The following is a 16,003-nucleotide window of genomic DNA, read 5'->3' as shown; positions in this document are numbered from 1 at the left end:
AATTTTCCATGCGAGGAGTGGATGCTCTTGCGAATGAGAATTATTCGCATTAAAATGATATTCCCCGTGCCAGCCTTGAGCCAGCATTTGACTGACTCACGACTGGACCATCATGAATGCATCCGTATTGCGGCCGCAGCGCCTGGCGCTGTTGCTGGCTGCTGCCTTGGGCGCGCACGCCCACGCCCAGGAGGCGGCCCGCCTCGGCGAAATCCTTGTCACCGCCAAACCTGAAGAAACCAAGACCCTCGACTCGCGCGAACTGGATAAGCGCGGCGTGACCGATATGTCGCAAATCGCCCGCTACGAAACGCTGGTCACCGTGCCGGCGGCGCTGAGCGGCGGCGCCAACATCTGGGATGGTGCGGGCAATACCGGCTTCAATATCCGCGGCGTAGAAGGCAACCGCATCGGCCTTGATCTCGATGGCATTGCGCTGCCGGATGCCGCGCCGCGGCCGGACAGCTCGACCCTGAACAGCTTCGGCGTGGGGCGCGATTATTTCGATCCCGAGACTTTCCGCGAAGTGCGCATTGGCGCCGGCAGTACGGCGGCCGACAGCGGCAGTGCGGGCCTGGGAGGCAAGGTGTCATTCGTAAGCAAGGCTCCTTCCGACTATGTCAGCGCCGAACGGCCTGTGTACGCCGAGTACAAGGCCGGCTACCAAGGCGCGAACAATGCACGCCTTCACGCCCTGACTGGCGCGGCGCAGTCAGGCTCCTTGCAGGCGCTGGCCGTGGCCGTGCATCGCAGCGGCGAGCAGGCGGAGAGCAAAGGCAGCGTTCCGCCTAATCCGGACGACTGGCGTTCCGACGCGCTGCTGGCCAAGCTGGCGTGGCGCCTGGCGCCAGGGCAGAAGCTGGGCTTTACCTTCGACGGCTTCCGCTCCGAGCACGAGCGCGAGTTCGAGAACAAGGTGGGCACCTCCTATCCGCAAGGCGCCATGCAATCCTCGCGAACGCACCGCAACCGTGTCAGCGTGGAGCACGAACTGGCTGCCGGGCCATGGCTGGTGGAGAGCCGAGCCTACGTGCAGGACGCCCGAGTGGAGGATCACACCAATGCCGCCTACGTTGTGGGTTCCCAGCGTTATGCGCGCAGCATCGACACGGCATTCCTCAACAAGAGCAAAGGCCTGGCAGCCAGCGCCACACGCCAAATCGGCGCCGACAGCATTGTGTTTGGCGCGATGGTCGAGGACCAGGAGTCCCGCCGTCCATGGCGTGAAGACCGCACGGTGCTGGCAACCGGCGCGCACCAGGTCACCAACAAGAACCGCATGGCGGACATGGACACCCTGAAGCTGTCGGCCTTCGTGCGGGGCGAGTATGTGTTCCCGCTGGCTGGCCTGCGCGCCACGCTGGCGCCGGGGCTGCGCGCCGAATACCGCAAGCTGGAACCGAAAAACCTGCAGAACTATGTGATCGCCGTGCCGGGCGTGGCCAAGGAGATCAAGCAGGACAGCGACGGCTACCTGTCGCCGAGCCTTGGCCTGACAGTGGCGCTGGCGCCGGACTTCGACGTGTACGGAAAATTCACGCGCGGCTACCGCATGCCGACTGCCGCCGAACGTACCGGCACGTATGACTCGTTCAGCTACACGGGGGCCGGCAATGGCTACGCGACGCTAGGCAATCCGGACCTTGGCAAGGAAAGCAGCAATGCTTTTGAACTGGGCCTGCGCGGGCAGGCAGCGCGTTGGCTGAAGGTCGGCGCTTCCACCTTCTACAACCGCTACAAGGACTTCATCGAGTACGTGGCGCAACCGGCCGATCCGGTCAACTTCCCGACGATCACATTCGGCTTGTTCCGCCCTGAGAACATCGGCAATGCCCGCAGTTGGGGCGCCGAGTTTTCGGCGGTGGCTGAACTGGGCAAGCTCGCGCCGTCGCTGCAAGGCTTCAGCGCCTCGCTGGCGGCCGGCGCATCGCGCGGCACGCTGGAAAACCAGCGCACTGGCAACAAAGCCGGCATGAATTCGATCCAGCCTTACAAGACGACTGCAAGCCTGGCCTGGGACGATCCACAGAAGCGCGGTGGCGCATCGCTGACGGCCTTCCACACGCGCAGCAAGCAGGCGGAACCCGAGGTGGCGGCAGCGCAGTCGCAACCGGCCGCTTATTTCGCCGTGCCTGCGGCCACGGTGGTCGACCTGGCGGGCTACTGGAAGATCGGCAAGCACGCAGAACTGAATGCCGGCATCTACAACCTGGGTGACAAGAAGTACTGGGACTACGGCGGCGTGCGCACGCTGGCCGCCGGCACCACGGCCATCGCGCAGGCCGAAATCGAACGACAAGCGCGACCTGGCCGCCATGTGGCTGTCAATTTCAAACTGATGTACTGATAAGGAGAAGAGTATGAAGACCAGGAAGATATACGCATTGCTGGTGCTGGGCGGCCTGATCGCCATCGCTGCCGGCACTGTGAATGCAGCCACGCCTTCAGCATCGCTGGCCGACCGTTGGGCAGCGCTGCGTACAGAGCAGCCCAAGCTGCAAATTCGCGACGCAGCGCGCACCTTGGGCGCCTCCGAAGCGGAGCTGCTGGCAACGGGCATCGGCAAGACGGTGACACGCCTGTCGGATGCAGATCACGCAGTGAACGACATCATGATCCGCGCGCTGGACCTGGGTACCGTGCTGGCATTGACCCGCAATGAGAACGGCGTGCTGGAACGCACCGGCGTGGCAACCAAGGCCAAGCCCGAGTCGTTCACCGACAAGGAGCGCTTCCGTGCGGTGGCTGGCGGCTACCTGGGCGGCGAGCTCGACATGCGCTTCCACTTCGCGAACTGGAAGCATGCGTTCGCCGTGGTGCAGCCGGCACGCGATGGCACCACCAGCCGCAGCCTGCAATTCTTTGACGCGCAGGGCAATGCGGCGCACAAGGTCTACGTGAAGAGCGAGGCCGGCGTCGCGGTATTCGACAAGATCGTGGCCGACTTCAAGCATCCGCAGCAGGCGGGTGAACTGAAGATCGCTGCCGCCGCACCGAAAGCGGCTGAAGTGGCCGATAGCGCGGTGGACGTGAAAGAGTTCCAGCTGGCGTGGAAGGAGATGACCGATGTGCACCAGTTCAATCGCATTGTCAGTGAATTCAAGCTGAACCGCGAACAGGCGATGCGCCTGGCGCCGGAAGGCGTAGTACAGAAGATCGCGCCGCAAGCGCTGCGCAAGCTGCTGGATGAATCGGCGAAGCAGCAGATGCCGATCATGGCCTTCCTGGGGAATGGCGCGGCGACGCAGATCTACAGCGGCAAGATCACCAAGACGGCTGCCAGCGGCGATTGGTACAACGTGCTCGATCCGGAGTTCAACCTGCACATTCGCGAAAGTGCCTTGAAGAGTGGCTACGTGGTGCAGCGCGCGGGCGTGACGTCGGTAGAGTTCTTCGACAAGGACGGCGAGCTGGTGGTGACCTTCTTCGGCGTTCGCGAACGGGCGAAGCCGCAACCGCAGGCATGGGTGGACCTGACGCGCAGCCTCTGATTGCAGTTGAGCCCGTGTCACACTTGGGGTGTGACCCCAAGGTGTGACACGGGCTGGGCTGTGGTTAGTGTTTGGCTTCGGAGCCGTGGATCAGGGCTTCGGCCGGGGCGTCGGTGACGAAGAGCTGGGCGCAGTCGACTGCGTCGTATTCGTAGTGCTTGCCGCAGAAGTCGCAGTTGATGCCCAGCTTGCCCTGTTCGGACAGGGCGTCTTCCACTTCCTGCCGGCCCAGCATCTTCAGCATATTGCCCACTTTTTCGCGGGTGCAGGAGCAGTGGAATGCCGGGTGCAGCGGCTCGAATACGCGCAAGGTCTCTTCCCAGAACAGGCGCTTTTGCAGTTCCTCGATGCCGTGTTCCAGCATCTCCGCTTCCTTTAGCGTATCGCCCAGCATCACGACGCGGTTCCAGGTTTCCTGCGACATTTCGGCAGCGTGCGCGCTCGCTTCCGCTTTGCCGCCATGCAGCGGCAGCTTTTGCAGCAGCAGGCCGCGCGAGACCTGGTCGTCCGCCGCCAGCCACAGTTTGGTGTCGAGCTGCTCGGAGCGCAGCATGTAGTGCTCGATCACGGTCGCCACATCGTCGCCGTCCAGCGGTACGATGCCCTGGTATGGCTGCTGGCCAGGTACTTTCTCGGCCGGATCCAGCGTGATCACGAAACGGCCGTGGCCATGCGAGTTGACCAGCGCCTGCAGGCCGGCGTCTTCGGCAATCGCGAATTCGGAGTTCATCTTGGCCGTGGCGCGCATGCGCAGCTCGGAATCGCATTCCACCACCAGCAGGCGCACCGGGCCGTCGCCGTGCAGCTGCATGATCAGCGAGCCGTTGAACTTGAGGTTGGCCGACAGCAGGGCGGCCGCCGACACCATTTGCCCCAGCAGGCGCTTGACGGCAACCGGGTAGTGGTGGCGGGCCACAATCTCGCGCCAGGTGGCGGAAATGTCGACCAGCTCACCGCGCACGGCGGCGTCTTCGAAGACAAACTTCTGCAGGGTATCCGGGGTGTTCGTCATTGTTTTTATCCAATCTTTTTCAGTTGCGACTTGAACAGCTGGCCACGTTTGACATAGCTGTCGGCGCTGCCAACCAGGCGCGCCACGTCTTCCGCTGTCAGTTGGCGCACCACCTTGGCAGGCGCACCGACGATCAGCGAGTTGTCGGGAAATTCCTTGCCCTCGGTGACCAGGGCGCCGGCGCCGACCAGGCAACCCTTGCCGATCCTGGCGCCGTTCAGCACCACTGCCTGGATGCCGATCAGCGAGCCGTCGCCGATGGTGCAGCCATGCAGCATGGCCTGGTGGCCGATGGTCACGTCCTTGCCCACCGTGAGCGGGTAGCCCATGTCGGTATGCATCACCGTACCTTCCTGCACATTACTGTTTTCACCGATTGTGATGCGCTCGTTATCGCCGCGGATAGTTGCGCCGAACCAGACGGAGCTGTTCGCGTGCAAGCTCACCTTGCCGATCAGGGTCGCATTCTCCGCCACGAAAGCGGAAGCATCAATCTCTGGCGCGTGTTCGCCAAGCTGGTAAATTGTCATGGATGGTCCGGTAGGAGGGAAGTGGCGCTATTGTACGCCAAGCAGGTTTTAGCACGGTCGTGCTATTATTCTGGTTCACCCATTTCGAGGCAGGCACCATGATTCCATCCCGTTCCGACTTTATCGATGTGCGCGGCAAGCGCACCCACGTGCTGCACTGGGGCCGCGAAGGCGCGCCCAAGGTGTTCATGGTGCATGGCTGGATGGACGTGGGCGCCAGCTTCCAGTTCGTGGTCGATTGCCTGAAGGGCGACTGGCACGTGATTGCGCCGGACTGGCGCGGTTTCGGCCTGACCGAGCGTAATGGCACGGATACTTACTGGTTCCCCGACTATGTGGCCGACCTGGACGCCATCTTGCGCCATTACCAGCCGAAGGGCGAGGTCAACCTGCTCGGCCATAGCATGGGCGGCAACGTTGTCAGTTTGTACGCGGGCGTGCGCCCGGAGCGCATCCGCCGCCTGGTCAACCTGGAGGGCTTCGGCCTGAAGGCAACCGTGCCGGAACAGGCGCCGTCGCGCATGCGCAAGTGGCTGGACGAACTGCTGGTGGAGCCCGAAATGCGCAGCTATGATTCGCAGGCCGCTGTTGCAGCGCGCCTGCAGAAGACCAATCCGCGCCTGTCCGACGAGCGGGCCGCCTTCCTGGCCAGCCATTGGTCGGCGCAGAATGCCGACGGCCGCTGGGAAATCCTGGGCGACCCGGTGCACAAACGTCCCGGCCCTTCGCTGTACCGGGTGGAAGAAGTGCTGGCCTGCTGGAAGAAAATCACGGCGCCGGTGCTGTGGGTGGAGGCGGAAGACACCAATATGTGGCTGTGGATGGGCCCCAAGGACGAGGCGCGCGCCGAAATCGACCGGCGCCTGGGCCACCTGGCCAAGGTCACGCCGAAAATGATGCCCGACGCCGGCCATATGCTGCACCACGACCAGCCGGAACTGCTGGCTGAAATGCTGGAGGAATTCCTGGCCTGAGCTTTCAGCGTACAATGAAACCTTCGCAATATTGCAACCTGTATGCTGAACGTAGATCTCCATTGCCATTCGAATGTGTCCGACGGCGTGCTGCCCCCTGCGGCAGTGGCCGAGCATGCCCATAAGGCGGGTGTGAATGTCTGGGCCCTGACTGACCACGATGAAGTCGGCGGCGTCGCCGCGGCGCGCGCGGCCGCGCAACTGTATGGCATGCGTTTTGTGCCGGGCGTGGAGATTTCCATTACCTGGGCCGGCGAAACGGTGCACATCGTCGGCCTGCAGGTCGACGAGAATAATGCAGGCTTGCTGAAAGGGCTGGAAGATACCCGCTCGGGGCGCGATAACCGTGGTCGCGAGATCGGGCGCCAACTGGAATTGGCGGGCATTCCGGGGGCTTACGAGGGCGCGCTGGAGTACGTCGACAACCCGGCGCTGATGTCGCGCACGCACTTTGCGCGCTTCCTGGTGGAGCAGGGCGCTTGCTCGTCGGTGTCGGAAGTATTCCGCAAGTACCTGTCGCCGGGCAAGCCGGGGTATGTCGAGCATCGCTGGGCTTCGCTGCAGGATGCGGTGGGCTGGATACTGGGAGCGGGCGGGATTGCGGTGATTGCGCATCCGGGGCGCTACAAGTTCACGCCGTTGCAGGAAGGTGTCCTGTTTGACGAATTCAAACAGCTTGGCGGGACGGCGATCGAGGTAGTGACTGGGTCGCATACGCCGGACCAGTATCCGAAATACGCGAACCTGGCGAACAGCTACGGCTTTTTGGCTTCGCGCGGGACCGATTTCCATGCGCCGGGCGAGGCGCGGGTTGATTTCCGTTTGCTGCCGCCACTGCCGGGCAATGTAACGCCGGTTTGGCATGACTGGTTCTGACCGGGGACTTGCAAATCCCTGCTGCTGTCCATAGATTATCGGTCGGTAAAGTTGTCCGGAGGGCCATTCTATGAAACGCATCATCCTGTTCATTGCCACCAACCTGGCGGTTGTCGTGGTGCTGTCAATTGTCCTGTCGCTGCTGGGCATTGGACGTCCCGGCTCGGGAACGAGCATGGGCGGTTTGCTGGCGTTTTCCGTGGTGGTGGGCTTCACCGGCTCGATTATTTCGCTGCTGATGTCCAAGCCGATGGCCAAGTGGTCGACCGGCGCGCGGGTGATCGAACAGCCGCAGAACTCAACCGAGCAGTGGCTGGTCGGCACCGTGCACGCACTGGCTGACAAGGCCGGCATCGGCCGTCCGGAAGTGGCGGTGTATGAGGGCGACGCCAACGCATTTGCGACCGGCGCCTTCAAGAATGACGCACTGGTGGCGGTGTCCACAGGCTTGCTGCAATCGATGAACAAGGAAGAAGTAGAAGCGGTGCTGGGCCACGAGGTGGCGCACATCGCCAATGGCGACATGGTGACCTTGACCCTGATCCAGGGCGTGGTCAATACTTTCGTCGTATTCCTGGCGCGCATCGTCGGCTCGGTAGTGGACGGTATGCTGAACAAGGATGAAGAGCGCCGTGGCCCGGGGATCGGTTACATGGTCACCGTCTTCGTGTGCGAACTGCTGTTTGGCCTGATCGCCTCGATGATTGTTGCCTGGTTCTCGCGCCAGCGTGAATTCCGTGCCGATGCCGGTTCGGCCCGTTTGCTGGGTTCCACTGTCCCGATGCAGCATGCCTTGGCCCGCCTGGGCGGCGTGCATCCGGGCGAACTGCCGCAAGGCATGGCAGCATCGGGTATTACCTCGCCGAGTGGCTGGGCGGCGCTGTTCTCCAGCCATCCACCAATTGAAGAACGCATCGCGGCCCTGCAGCAGCTGCGCTAAAACATGACCCAATTTTTCCAGGTACACCCAGACAATCCGCAGCTGCGGCTGATCAAGCAGGCGGCGCAAATCATCCACGGCGGCGGCATTGTCGCGCTGCCGACCGATTCCTGCTATGCGCTGGTGTGCCACCTGGACGACAAGGCGGCGGTGGAAAAGCTGCGCCGCATCCGCGGCATCGACGAAAAGCACCATCTGACCTTGTTGTGCCGTGACCTGAGCGAAATCAGCACCTACGCCCGGGTCGACAACAAGCAATTCCGCATGATGAAGGCCGTGACGCCCGGCCCGTACACCTTTATCCTGGAAGCGACGCGGGAAGTGCCGCGCCGCCTGTCCCATCCTTCGCGCAAGACCATCGGCCTGCGCGTGCCGCAGAATCCGATTACCGAATTGTTGATGGCCGAACTGGGCCAGCCGCTGCTCGGCACCACCCTGATCCTGCCGGGCGACGATGAGCCATTGACCGACCCGGACATGGTGCTGGAGCGCCTGTGCAAGCAGGTTGACCTGGTGATTGACGGTGGCGCCTGCCGGCTGGAACCAACCACCGTAGTGGACCTGACCGGCGACCAGCCTGAACTGATCCGGCGTGGCTGCGGTGACTGCGCTGCCCTCGGCCTTTGAGCTGTTTGGCCCTCAGTCTGACCGAGCAGCGAAGTGTCCAGAGCCCTCTGATAAAATTCCCTTTATGAACAATATTGACCAGGTCATCCAGACATTCGCCGTTTTTGCCATTCCCGTATTGTTTGCCATTTCGCTGCATGAGGTTGCACATGCCTATGTCGCCCGCTATTTTGGCGATAACACGGCTGAACAACTGGGGCGCTTGACCGCTAACCCTCTTAAGCATATCGACCCCATTGGTACCATATTGTTGCCATTGATAATGTATTGGGCAGGCCTGCCGCCGTTTGGCTATTCCAAGCCGACGCCGATTGATTATGGCAAGCTGCGCAACCCTAAGAAACAGATGGGGTATGTGGCTGCAGCAGGTCCGCTGGCGAATTTTGCAATGGGGCTAGGGTGGATGCTGCTAGGCGTGGTTTTCACAGCGGCCGGCGTGCATGAAGAATTCCCGCTGCTGATGTGCCAGGCGGGCGTTGCAACCAACGCGATGATGTTCGTGATCAACATGATTCCGGTACCGCCTCTCGATGGCGGCTCGGTTGTCGTATCGCTCCTGCCTCGCGATCTGGCAGTCAAATATGCGCGACTCGAGCAATATGGCTTGTTCGTCTTCATTGGTCTTGTGGTGTTACTGAATACCGGTCCTTTCCGTGGCCTGATTGGCGGGCTGATCATGATGGTCTACCAGCTTTTTGCGTTCCTGCTGACTCCGTTTCGCCTTCTTCTGAGCTGACACCATGTACCCTGACCGCGTAGTCTCCGGCATGCGCCCGACGGGCAGCATGCACCTTGGCCACTACCACGGCGCCCTGAAGAACTGGATCAGGATGCAGTCAGAGCAGCCCTGCCTGTTCTTCGTGGCCGACTGGCACGCGCTGACCACGCATTACGACGACCCGTCCATCATCGAGAAGTCGACCTGGGACATGCTGGTGGACTGGCTGGCCGCCGGCATCGACCCGACCCAGGCCACGCTGTTCATCCAGTCGAAGATCCCCGAGCACGCTGAACTGCACCTGCTGCTGTCGATGGCCACGCCACTGGGCTGGCTGGAACGCGTGCCGACCTACAAGGACCAGATCGACAACCTGGCCAACAAGGACCTGCAGACCTACGGCTTTCTCGGCTACCCACTGCTGCAGGCGGCCGACGTGCTGATCTACCGTGCCAGCGAAGTGCCGGTCGGCGACGACCAGGTGCCGCACGTGGAAATGATGCGCGAGATCGCGCGCCGCTTTAACTACTTGTACGGCAAGGAGAAGGGCTTCGAGGAAAAGGCCCAGGACGCGGTCAAGAAGCTGGGCAGCAAGCGCGCCAAACTGTATAACGAACTGCGCACCGCCTACCAGCAGGAGGGAGACGACGCCGCGTTGGAACAGGCCAAGGCCATGCTGGACGATGCGCAGAACCTGTCGATGATCGACCGCGAGCGCCTGTTCGGCTACCTGGAAGGTGCGCGCAAGCTGATCCTGGTGGAGCCGCAAGCCAAGCTGACCGAGGCTTCGCGCCTGCCGGGCCTGGATGGCCGCAAGATGTCCAAGAGCTACGGCAACGCGATTGCCCTGCGCGAGGACAAGGAATCGGTCACCAGGAAAGTCCGCACCATGCCGACCGACCCGGCGCGCGTGCGCCGCACTGACGCCGGCGAGCCGGAACGCTGCCCAGTGTGGCAATTCCACGTGGTGTATTCGGACGGCCCGACCCAGGAATGGGTGCAGAAGGGCTGCAAATCGGCCGGCATTGGCTGCATCGAATGCAAGCAGCCGGTGATCGACGCCATCGTCAAGGAGCAGGAGCCGATGCACGAGCGCGCGCAGCCTTACCTGGACGACCCGTCCCTGGTGCGCGCCATCGTGGCGGACGGTAATGAAGCAGCGCGCAAGCTGGCGCAGGAAACCATGCGCGATGTGCGCGAAGCAATGGGATTGAGTTATGGCTGATGTCTTCACACCACCCTCGGCCTGGGTGGAACGTTTCGCCTGCCTGGTGCCGAACGGCGAAGTGCTGGACCTGGCTTGCGGCAGCGGGCGCCATGCGCGCCACCTGGCCGCGCTGGGCCATGCGGTGGTGGCTGTCGACCGTGATGCCGAGGCACTGGCCGCGGCGGCCGGCGACGGCATCGTCACCAGCCAGATCGACCTGGAAGAGGAGGGCGCCTACTGGCCGTTCGGCCCGGCGCGCTTTGCCGGCATCATCGTCACCAACTACCTGCACCGTCCGCTGCTGGCCGGCATGCTGGGCAGCCTGGCGCCAAACGGCATGCTGATCTACGAAACTTTCGCCGATGGCAATGCCGCCTTCGGCAAACCATCGAATCCGGCCTTTTTGTTACAGCCGGGAGAATTATTGGAATTGGCTAGAATGCATGATCTGCGTGTCATCGCGTTCGAGGATGGCGTCGTTAATACACCGAAGCCGGCCATGGTGCAGCGGATTTGCGCCGTGAAAGGGGAGTTTCCAAGGGAGGCGGCGCTGTTGCCGTCATTTTGAGCGACCAAAATGCACCACGGGTGCAGGGTATGCTCTACAATCGTCGTTTTAATTCTTATTGCAATTGGTTTCCTATGATTAAGGGTAGCATTGTAGCAATCGTAACCCCGATGCACGCGGACGGCTCCCTGGACTATCCAGGCCTGAACGCGCTGATCGACTGGCATATTGCCGAAGGCACGGACGCCATCGTCATCGTCGGCACCACCGGCGAATCCGCCACTGTCAGCGTGGCCGAACATTGCGAACTGATCAAGGCTGCCGTGGAGCGCGTTGGCGGCCGCATCCCAGTGATCGCCGGTTCCGGCGGCAATTCCACTGCGGAAGCCATCGAACTGACCCGCTTTGCCAAGAACGCCGGTGCTGACGCGTCGCTGCAAGTGGTTCCTTACTACAACCGCCCAACCCAGGAAGGCATGTACCAGCACTTCAAGGCGATCGCCGAAGCGGTGGACCTGCCAGTCATCCTGTACAACGTACCAGGCCGCACCGTTGCCGACATGAGCAACGACACCATCCTGCGCCTGGCTAAAATCAAGAACATCATCGGCGTGAAAGACGCGACCGGCAATATCGCCCGCGGCTACGACCTGCTGCGCCGCGCGCCTGCCGATTTCGCCGTCTACTCCGGCGACGATCCGACTGCCATCGCGCTGATGATGGCCGGCGGCAAAGGCAATATCTCGGTGACCGCCAATGTGGCGCCGCGCCAGATGCACGAACTGTGCGAAGCCGCGATGGCTGGCGATGCCGCCAAGGCAACTGCCATCAACAACCAACTGCTCCCGCTGCACCAGCACCTGTTCATTGAACCGAACCCGGTGCCGGTCAAATGGGCGCTGGCGGAAATGGGCAAGATGCCGAAAGGTATCCGCCTGCCGCTGGTGTCGCTGGCAGAGCAATATCATGAGACCGTCCGCGCTGCCCTGCGTGAATCCGGTGTGCTGAACTAATCTTCTTTCTCACATGACTATTCGCAAGATCGTTTCCCAGACCCCGCAGCGCGGGCTCGTCGTTGGCGCCCTGATGCTGAGCCTGACCGGTTGCGGCATGGTGCAGTCCGTTGTCGGCGAAACCAAGGTGGATTACAAATCGGCCAAGAAGGCCAGTACCCTGGACGTGCCGCCGGACCTTACCCAACTGTCGAAGGACAACCGCTACTCGCTGCCAAGCAATGATCGCGGCGTGGCAACCGCCTCCGGCTACCAGCAAGCCCGCGGCACCACCACGGGCGCGGCTGCCGTCAGCAGCAATGAAGTGGCCAGCACCGGCAATAGCGCCGTGCGTGTCGAGCGTTCCGGCAACCAGCGTTGGCTGGTGGTACAGCAGACCCCGGAAAACCTGTGGCCGCAGCTGAAAACTTTCTGGGAAGAGTCGGGCTTCACCCTGGCAGTGGATGATGCCACCGCCGGCGTGATGGAAACCGAATGGAATGAAAACCGCGCCAAGATCCCGCAAGACTTCATCCGCAGCACGATCGGCAAGGTGTTTGACGGCCTCTACTCGAGCGGCGAGCGCGACAAGTACCGCACCCGCCTGGAGCGCAATCCAGCCGGCGGCACCGAGATCTACATCAGCCACCGTGGCACCAAGGAAGTGGTGACCGGCGCGCAGAACGAGTCGACCATGTGGACCAACCGCAATAGCGACCCGAACCTGGAAGCGATCTTCCTGGCCAAGCTGATGACCAAGCTGGGCGGCACCACCGACGAAGCAACGGCACGTACCTCGGTCGACAATGCCGCAGTCCAGGCGCAGCACGCCACCCTGGTGGGCGAAGGCGCCGACGCCTTCATCAAGACCGACGAAGGCTTTGAGCGCACCTGGCGCCGCGTAGGCCTGGCGCTGGACCGCGCCGGCTTCACCGTGGAAGACCGCGACCGCGTGCAAGGCGTGTACTTCGTGCGCTTCGTGAACGATGCCACCGATACCCGCGGCTGGTTCAGCAAGCTGTTCAGCTTCGGCGCCTCGGACAAGGAGAAGGAAGCGCAGCGCTACCGCATCTCGGTGCGTTCGGATTCGGTCAATACCACCCAGGTATCGGTCTGGAACAGCCAGAATAAGCCAGAAGCTTCCCCGGTTGGCCAGAAAATCCTGACCCTGCTGCAAGAGCAGTTGAAATAAGGTGCAAGCCTTTAAATAAAAAGAGCCGGCGCAAGCCGGCTTTTTTATTGCCTGAAAAATGGGGACGTACCCCATTTAAATGGCAAGTTCTCTTTCTTCAGGCGAAAAAAAAACCAGCCCGAAGGCTGGTTTTTTTCCCTGCAAGGAATTACTTAGCAGCGGAAGCAGCGGAGGCAGCAGCCGAAGCAGCCGAAGCAGCTGCGGAAGCAGCAGCAGCAGCGTCGGTAGCAGCGGAAGCGGCAGCAGCAGCAGCGTCAGCGGCTGGAGCAGCAGCAGGAGCAGCTGCGTCAGCTGCTGGAGCTGCAGGAGCGGCTGCTGGAGCAGCTGCTTCTGGGGTAGCTACTGGAGCAGCAGGAGCTTCTTCTTTCTTGGAGCAAGCAGCCAGAGCAACAGCCAGCAGGGAGGCGATCAGCAGGGATTTTTTCATTTGTCTTCCTTAAATAACAACAAAAATTAAACAATGTTGCGATGAATAATTACCGGTAATTATCGCTCATACGGCGTTTCGTCGGCCCTTCCAACCTTCAGAAAAAGGTCGACCAGACACGGAAACACACCGGATATTATAGCGTTTTCTGCTGCGTCGCAATAGCAAATCGGGCGGTTTACACAACTATTTTGCGAAAACGCAATATTTTTTTCCCGCTTCGATCTGCTGGCAACTGCAGCGATTACCGTCTTACCTCGAACCGCAGCATTTTACATTTTTCCAGCCTACAATCCAGTCGTTCCTGGTCTCAGGCCCGGCTGGGTTTCAGCCCAGATAGCTTCATAACGCTCCAAACTGGTTTGGGTTGACGAAGGGGCATCAAAATCCGCTTCGCCGCGGAAGTGGTCGGAATGGAAGCGGCGCACGATGTGCACGCCGTCGCCCACGCAGAAGGAATCGGTCAGGGTGCTGATGCTGCGGCTGGTCAGGCGGCACTCGATCTGGTGGCTGAAATCTTCCAGCAGCTTCAGGAAGCGCGGCTCATTGCGCTCCAGGTGGGCATTGCTGTGGGCTACCAATTGAATGCGGCCGTTGTGCTGAAGGAAGTGGCGCAGTAGGGCATCGGTCTTGGAATGCCCCAGCTGCCACCAGACGTAGTCCGGGTCGAACATCTGCAGCGTCAGGCGGGCCTGGGAGATGCAGTCCAGTAACAGGGACTGGAATTGGGTACGGCTGTCAAAAAGCTGCTTCTCCATGCTATCTCCGATTATTTGTTCAGTTCCAGCCAACCGTCCGTATACCAGGCGAACAGGGCTTCCAGTACGTCTTCGGAAGCGCCGGCCACTGCCGCGCCATCCAGGCCGCGGGTGTTGGCCAGGGTTTCCAGCGTCGCCTTGTCAGACTTGTTCATGGCGAACGATTCGCCGTTGATGAAGACATTCTTGCCGCGATACAGCATTTGCGTCTTGCGCGAGAGGGAAACCCCTTTTTTCTCTGCGGATTGCTGGAACTTGCCGGCAGTTAGCGGTTTCTCTACGGGTTGGAAGAAGACGTTATGCTTTGGTTCGGACAGATATTCGCCGAGGAAAATGGCGAAATCATCTTCCGTAAAGCTGACTTTATTCAATTCATCGGCCAATTTGCCCAGCATGGCTTTTGGAATTTCGGCCGGTTTATTGGTCGGCTCCAGATCCGGATCGGCATAGCGGCCCGGCAAGTCGATGGAATCGGCCATGAATTGCAGGAAGGCTTCGCCCAATTCCTGGTAGGAGGGCGAGCGGAAGCCGATCGAGTAAGTCTGGCAGTCACCAATCGCTTCGCCATCGTGGGCGTAGTGCGGCGGCAGGTAGAGCATATCGCCCGGTTCCAGCACGAATTCCTCGGTGGCCTTGAATTTCTTCAGGATCTTCAGCGGCAAACCGTCGATCAGGGTCAGGTCCTTCTGAGCGCTGATTTTCCAGCGGCGCTGGCCTTCGGCCTGCAGCAGGAACACGTCATAGGAATCGAAGTGCGGGCCGACGCCGCCGCCATCGGTGGCAAAACTCACCATCAGGTCGTCCAGGCGTGCATCGGGCAGGAAGCGGAACTGGCGCAGCAGCGCATCCGCGCTGTCGTCCTGCAGGTTGACGCCCTGGACCAGCATGGTCCACTCGCGCTCCTTGCGCGCAGGCAGGTCTTTCAGCGGGCCGTGCTGCATGTCCCAATTGCCATCCTTCTTGGTGACCAGGCGGCTTTCCACGTAGTCCTTGGTGGCCAGTTCGGCCAGCTTGTCGAAAGGCAGCAGCGGCTTGAAACCGGGGACGGCCTGGCGGATCAGCAGCGGCTTCTTGTGCCAGTAATCGCGCAGGAATTGTTCGGGCGTGATGTCGCCCAGGAGTGTCAGTTTTTTCATGGGGCCGATTATAGCAAGCGGTATAATCCTCCCAGCTTAGATATGAAAGGAAGCTCAATGAAGATCGCCAAGAATACCGTTGTGACGGTGGAGTACAAACTGTCCGACGCACAGAACAATCTGATCGAAGATGGTCGCCAGCCGATGGTCTACCTGCACGGTGGCTACGAGAACACCCTGCCGAAAATCGAAGAAGAACTGGACGGCAAGGAAAACGGCTATGCCACCACGATCCAGATTGAACCGGAAGACGCCTTTGGCGATTACGATCCCAACCTGCTGAAAGTGGAAGAGCGCGCGCGCCTGCCGGAGCCGCTGGAAATCGGCATGCAGTTCGAAGGCCTGCCTGAAGGCGGCGAAGATGACGACGCAATGATCTTCACCGTGACCGAAATCGCCGAAGACAAAGTGGTCCTGGACGGCAATCACCCGCTGGCCGGCATGGCCCTGCGCTTTGAACTGAAAGTGATCGACGTGCGCGCCGCCACTGAAGAAGAAATCGCCCACGAACACGTGCATGGCCCGCATGGCCATCACCACCACGACGGCGACGAAGAAGAAGGTGACGATGGCGAGGAAGGCGATCACTTCCGCAGCCACCCGATTCACTAAAAG

At 61.2% G+C, this 16,003-nt stretch carries 17 protein-coding genes; 12 read left to right on the top strand and 5 right to left on the bottom strand.

The annotated features are described in order from the left end of the window. Positions 1-112: 112 nt before the first annotated feature. The gene (locus ASD58_RS11240; RefSeq protein ID WP_057261213.1) at positions 113-2,347 is read left to right on the top strand and encodes a TonB-dependent receptor domain-containing protein; all 2,235 of its coding nucleotides are present in this window, start codon (positions 113-115) and stop codon (positions 2,345-2,347) included. A 13-nt stretch (positions 2,348-2,360) separates the two neighbouring features. Beyond that, positions 2,361-3,491, top strand: coding sequence for a hemin-degrading factor (locus ASD58_RS11235; RefSeq protein ID WP_057261212.1), 1,131 nt, complete (start codon positions 2,361-2,363; stop codon positions 3,489-3,491). A gap of 64 nt (positions 3,492-3,555) precedes the next feature. On the opposite strand, the gene hslO is transcribed toward ASD58_RS11235, so the two are convergent. Together hslO and ASD58_RS11225 are read right to left on the bottom strand one after the other, a co-directional pair. Then, entirely contained in the window at positions 3,556-4,503 is a 948-nt protein-coding gene (hslO, locus tag ASD58_RS11230) for an Hsp33 family molecular chaperone HslO (RefSeq protein WP_057261211.1), read from the bottom strand. A 5-nt stretch (positions 4,504-4,508) separates the two neighbouring features. Then, positions 4,509-5,033 (bottom strand): gamma carbonic anhydrase family protein, encoded by a 525-nt coding sequence (locus ASD58_RS11225; protein WP_057261210.1) that lies wholly within the window; start codon positions 5,031-5,033, stop codon positions 4,509-4,511. A 98-nt stretch (positions 5,034-5,131) separates the two neighbouring features. Here ASD58_RS11225 and ASD58_RS11220 point away from each other — a divergent pair, with 98 nt between their 5' ends. The 9 genes from ASD58_RS11220 to bamC all read left to right on the top strand — a co-directional run bounded on the left by ASD58_RS11220 (position 5,132) and on the right by bamC (position 13,067). Continuing rightward, a complete protein-coding gene (locus ASD58_RS11220; RefSeq protein ID WP_057261209.1) occupies positions 5,132-6,007 on the top strand; it encodes an alpha/beta fold hydrolase in 876 nt (291 codons plus the stop codon). A 42-nt stretch (positions 6,008-6,049) separates the two neighbouring features. After that, positions 6,050-6,883 (top strand): 3',5'-nucleoside bisphosphate phosphatase, encoded by an 834-nt coding sequence (locus tag ASD58_RS11215; protein ID WP_057261208.1) that lies wholly within the window; start codon positions 6,050-6,052, stop codon positions 6,881-6,883. Positions 6,884-6,953: 70 nt separating this feature from the next. Beyond that, positions 6,954-7,823, top strand: a complete 870-nt coding sequence (gene htpX / locus ASD58_RS11210; RefSeq protein WP_057261207.1) for a protease HtpX — start codon at positions 6,954-6,956, stop codon at positions 7,821-7,823. Between the two features lie 3 nt (positions 7,824-7,826). Beyond that, a complete protein-coding gene (locus ASD58_RS11205) occupies positions 7,827-8,450 on the top strand; it encodes an L-threonylcarbamoyladenylate synthase (RefSeq protein WP_057261206.1) in 624 nt (207 codons plus the stop codon). 64 nt (positions 8,451-8,514) lie between these two features. Next, positions 8,515-9,186, top strand: a complete 672-nt coding sequence (locus ASD58_RS11200) for a site-2 protease family protein (RefSeq protein WP_057261205.1) — start codon at positions 8,515-8,517, stop codon at positions 9,184-9,186. 4 nt (positions 9,187-9,190) lie between these two features. Further along, positions 9,191-10,393: a tryptophan--tRNA ligase gene (locus ASD58_RS11195; RefSeq protein ID WP_057261204.1), complete on the top strand. Its 1,203-nt coding sequence runs from the start codon at positions 9,191-9,193 to the stop codon at positions 10,391-10,393. Next, complete coding sequence (locus ASD58_RS11190) at positions 10,386-10,943, top strand: bifunctional 2-polyprenyl-6-hydroxyphenol methylase/3-demethylubiquinol 3-O-methyltransferase UbiG (RefSeq protein ID WP_057261203.1); 558 nt, start codon at positions 10,386-10,388, stop codon at positions 10,941-10,943. Before ASD58_RS11195 ends, ASD58_RS11190 begins: the two co-directional genes overlap by 8 nt. Positions 10,944-11,017: 74 nt before the next feature. Further along, the gene (gene dapA / locus ASD58_RS11185; RefSeq protein WP_057261202.1) at positions 11,018-11,896 is read left to right on the top strand and encodes a 4-hydroxy-tetrahydrodipicolinate synthase; all 879 of its coding nucleotides are present in this window, start codon (positions 11,018-11,020) and stop codon (positions 11,894-11,896) included. Between the two features lie 13 nt (positions 11,897-11,909). Then, positions 11,910-13,067, top strand: coding sequence for an outer membrane protein assembly factor BamC (bamC, locus tag ASD58_RS11180; RefSeq protein WP_057261201.1), 1,158 nt, complete (start codon positions 11,910-11,912; stop codon positions 13,065-13,067). A gap of 148 nt (positions 13,068-13,215) precedes the next feature. Here bamC and ASD58_RS30480 read toward each other — a convergent pair whose 3' ends face one another. The 3 genes from ASD58_RS30480 to ASD58_RS11170 form a co-directional block, all read right to left on the bottom strand. Then, the gene (locus ASD58_RS30480; protein WP_082565359.1) at positions 13,216-13,494 is read right to left on the bottom strand and encodes a hypothetical protein; all 279 of its coding nucleotides are present in this window, start codon (positions 13,492-13,494) and stop codon (positions 13,216-13,218) included. 287 nt (positions 13,495-13,781) lie between these two features. Then, positions 13,782-14,252 carry a hypothetical protein gene (locus ASD58_RS11175; RefSeq protein WP_057261200.1) on the bottom strand — a complete coding sequence of 157 codons (471 nt, stop codon included), beginning with the start codon at positions 14,250-14,252 and terminating at the stop codon, positions 13,782-13,784. 11 nt (positions 14,253-14,263) lie between these two features. Next, a complete protein-coding gene (locus ASD58_RS11170; RefSeq protein ID WP_057261199.1) occupies positions 14,264-15,388 on the bottom strand; it encodes a cupin domain-containing protein in 1,125 nt (374 codons plus the stop codon). A gap of 57 nt (positions 15,389-15,445) precedes the next feature. On the opposite strand from ASD58_RS11170, the gene ASD58_RS11165 reads away from it, so the two are divergent. After that, a complete protein-coding gene (locus ASD58_RS11165) occupies positions 15,446-16,000 on the top strand; it encodes a peptidylprolyl isomerase (protein ID WP_057261198.1) in 555 nt (184 codons plus the stop codon). Positions 16,001-16,003 lie beyond the last annotated feature (3 nt).

Source organism: Duganella sp. Root1480D1, from assembly GCF_001427305.1.
Lineage (GTDB): Bacteria > Pseudomonadota > Gammaproteobacteria > Burkholderiales > Burkholderiaceae_D > Rugamonas.
Note: the sequence above shows the minus strand (reverse complement) of the source record. Positions and strands in the feature narration are given on the sequence as shown.

What these genes read in the sequence shown, in the direction of transcription:
- ASD58_RS11240 (WP_057261213.1), top strand. Translation starts at nt 113, where the DNA reads ATGAATGCATCCGTATTGCGGCCGCAGCGCCTGGCGCTGTTGCTGGCT.
- ASD58_RS11235 (WP_057261212.1), top strand. Translation starts at nt 2,361, where the DNA reads ATGAAGACCAGGAAGATATACGCATTGCTGGTGCTGGGCGGCCTGATC.
- hslO (WP_057261211.1), bottom strand. Translation starts at nt 4,503, where the DNA reads ATGACGAACACCCCGGATACCCTGCAGAAGTTTGTCTTCGAAGACGCC.
- ASD58_RS11225 (WP_057261210.1), bottom strand. Translation starts at nt 5,033, where the DNA reads ATGACAATTTACCAGCTTGGCGAACACGCGCCAGAGATTGATGCTTCC.
- ASD58_RS11220 (WP_057261209.1), top strand. Translation starts at nt 5,132, where the DNA reads ATGATTCCATCCCGTTCCGACTTTATCGATGTGCGCGGCAAGCGCACC.
- ASD58_RS11215 (WP_057261208.1), top strand. Translation starts at nt 6,050, where the DNA reads ATGCTGAACGTAGATCTCCATTGCCATTCGAATGTGTCCGACGGCGTG.
- htpX (WP_057261207.1), top strand. Translation starts at nt 6,954, where the DNA reads ATGAAACGCATCATCCTGTTCATTGCCACCAACCTGGCGGTTGTCGTG.
- ASD58_RS11205 (WP_057261206.1), top strand. Translation starts at nt 7,827, where the DNA reads ATGACCCAATTTTTCCAGGTACACCCAGACAATCCGCAGCTGCGGCTG.
- ASD58_RS11200 (WP_057261205.1), top strand. Translation starts at nt 8,515, where the DNA reads ATGAACAATATTGACCAGGTCATCCAGACATTCGCCGTTTTTGCCATT.
- ASD58_RS11195 (WP_057261204.1), top strand. Translation starts at nt 9,191, where the DNA reads ATGTACCCTGACCGCGTAGTCTCCGGCATGCGCCCGACGGGCAGCATG.
- ASD58_RS11190 (WP_057261203.1), top strand. Translation starts at nt 10,386, where the DNA reads ATGGCTGATGTCTTCACACCACCCTCGGCCTGGGTGGAACGTTTCGCC.
- dapA (WP_057261202.1), top strand. Translation starts at nt 11,018, where the DNA reads ATGATTAAGGGTAGCATTGTAGCAATCGTAACCCCGATGCACGCGGAC.
- bamC (WP_057261201.1), top strand. Translation starts at nt 11,910, where the DNA reads ATGACTATTCGCAAGATCGTTTCCCAGACCCCGCAGCGCGGGCTCGTC.
- ASD58_RS30480 (WP_082565359.1), bottom strand. Translation starts at nt 13,494, where the DNA reads ATGAAAAAATCCCTGCTGATCGCCTCCCTGCTGGCTGTTGCTCTGGCT.
- ASD58_RS11175 (WP_057261200.1), bottom strand. Translation starts at nt 14,252, where the DNA reads ATGGAGAAGCAGCTTTTTGACAGCCGTACCCAATTCCAGTCCCTGTTA.
- ASD58_RS11170 (WP_057261199.1), bottom strand. Translation starts at nt 15,388, where the DNA reads ATGAAAAAACTGACACTCCTGGGCGACATCACGCCCGAACAATTCCTG.
- ASD58_RS11165 (WP_057261198.1), top strand. Translation starts at nt 15,446, where the DNA reads ATGAAGATCGCCAAGAATACCGTTGTGACGGTGGAGTACAAACTGTCC.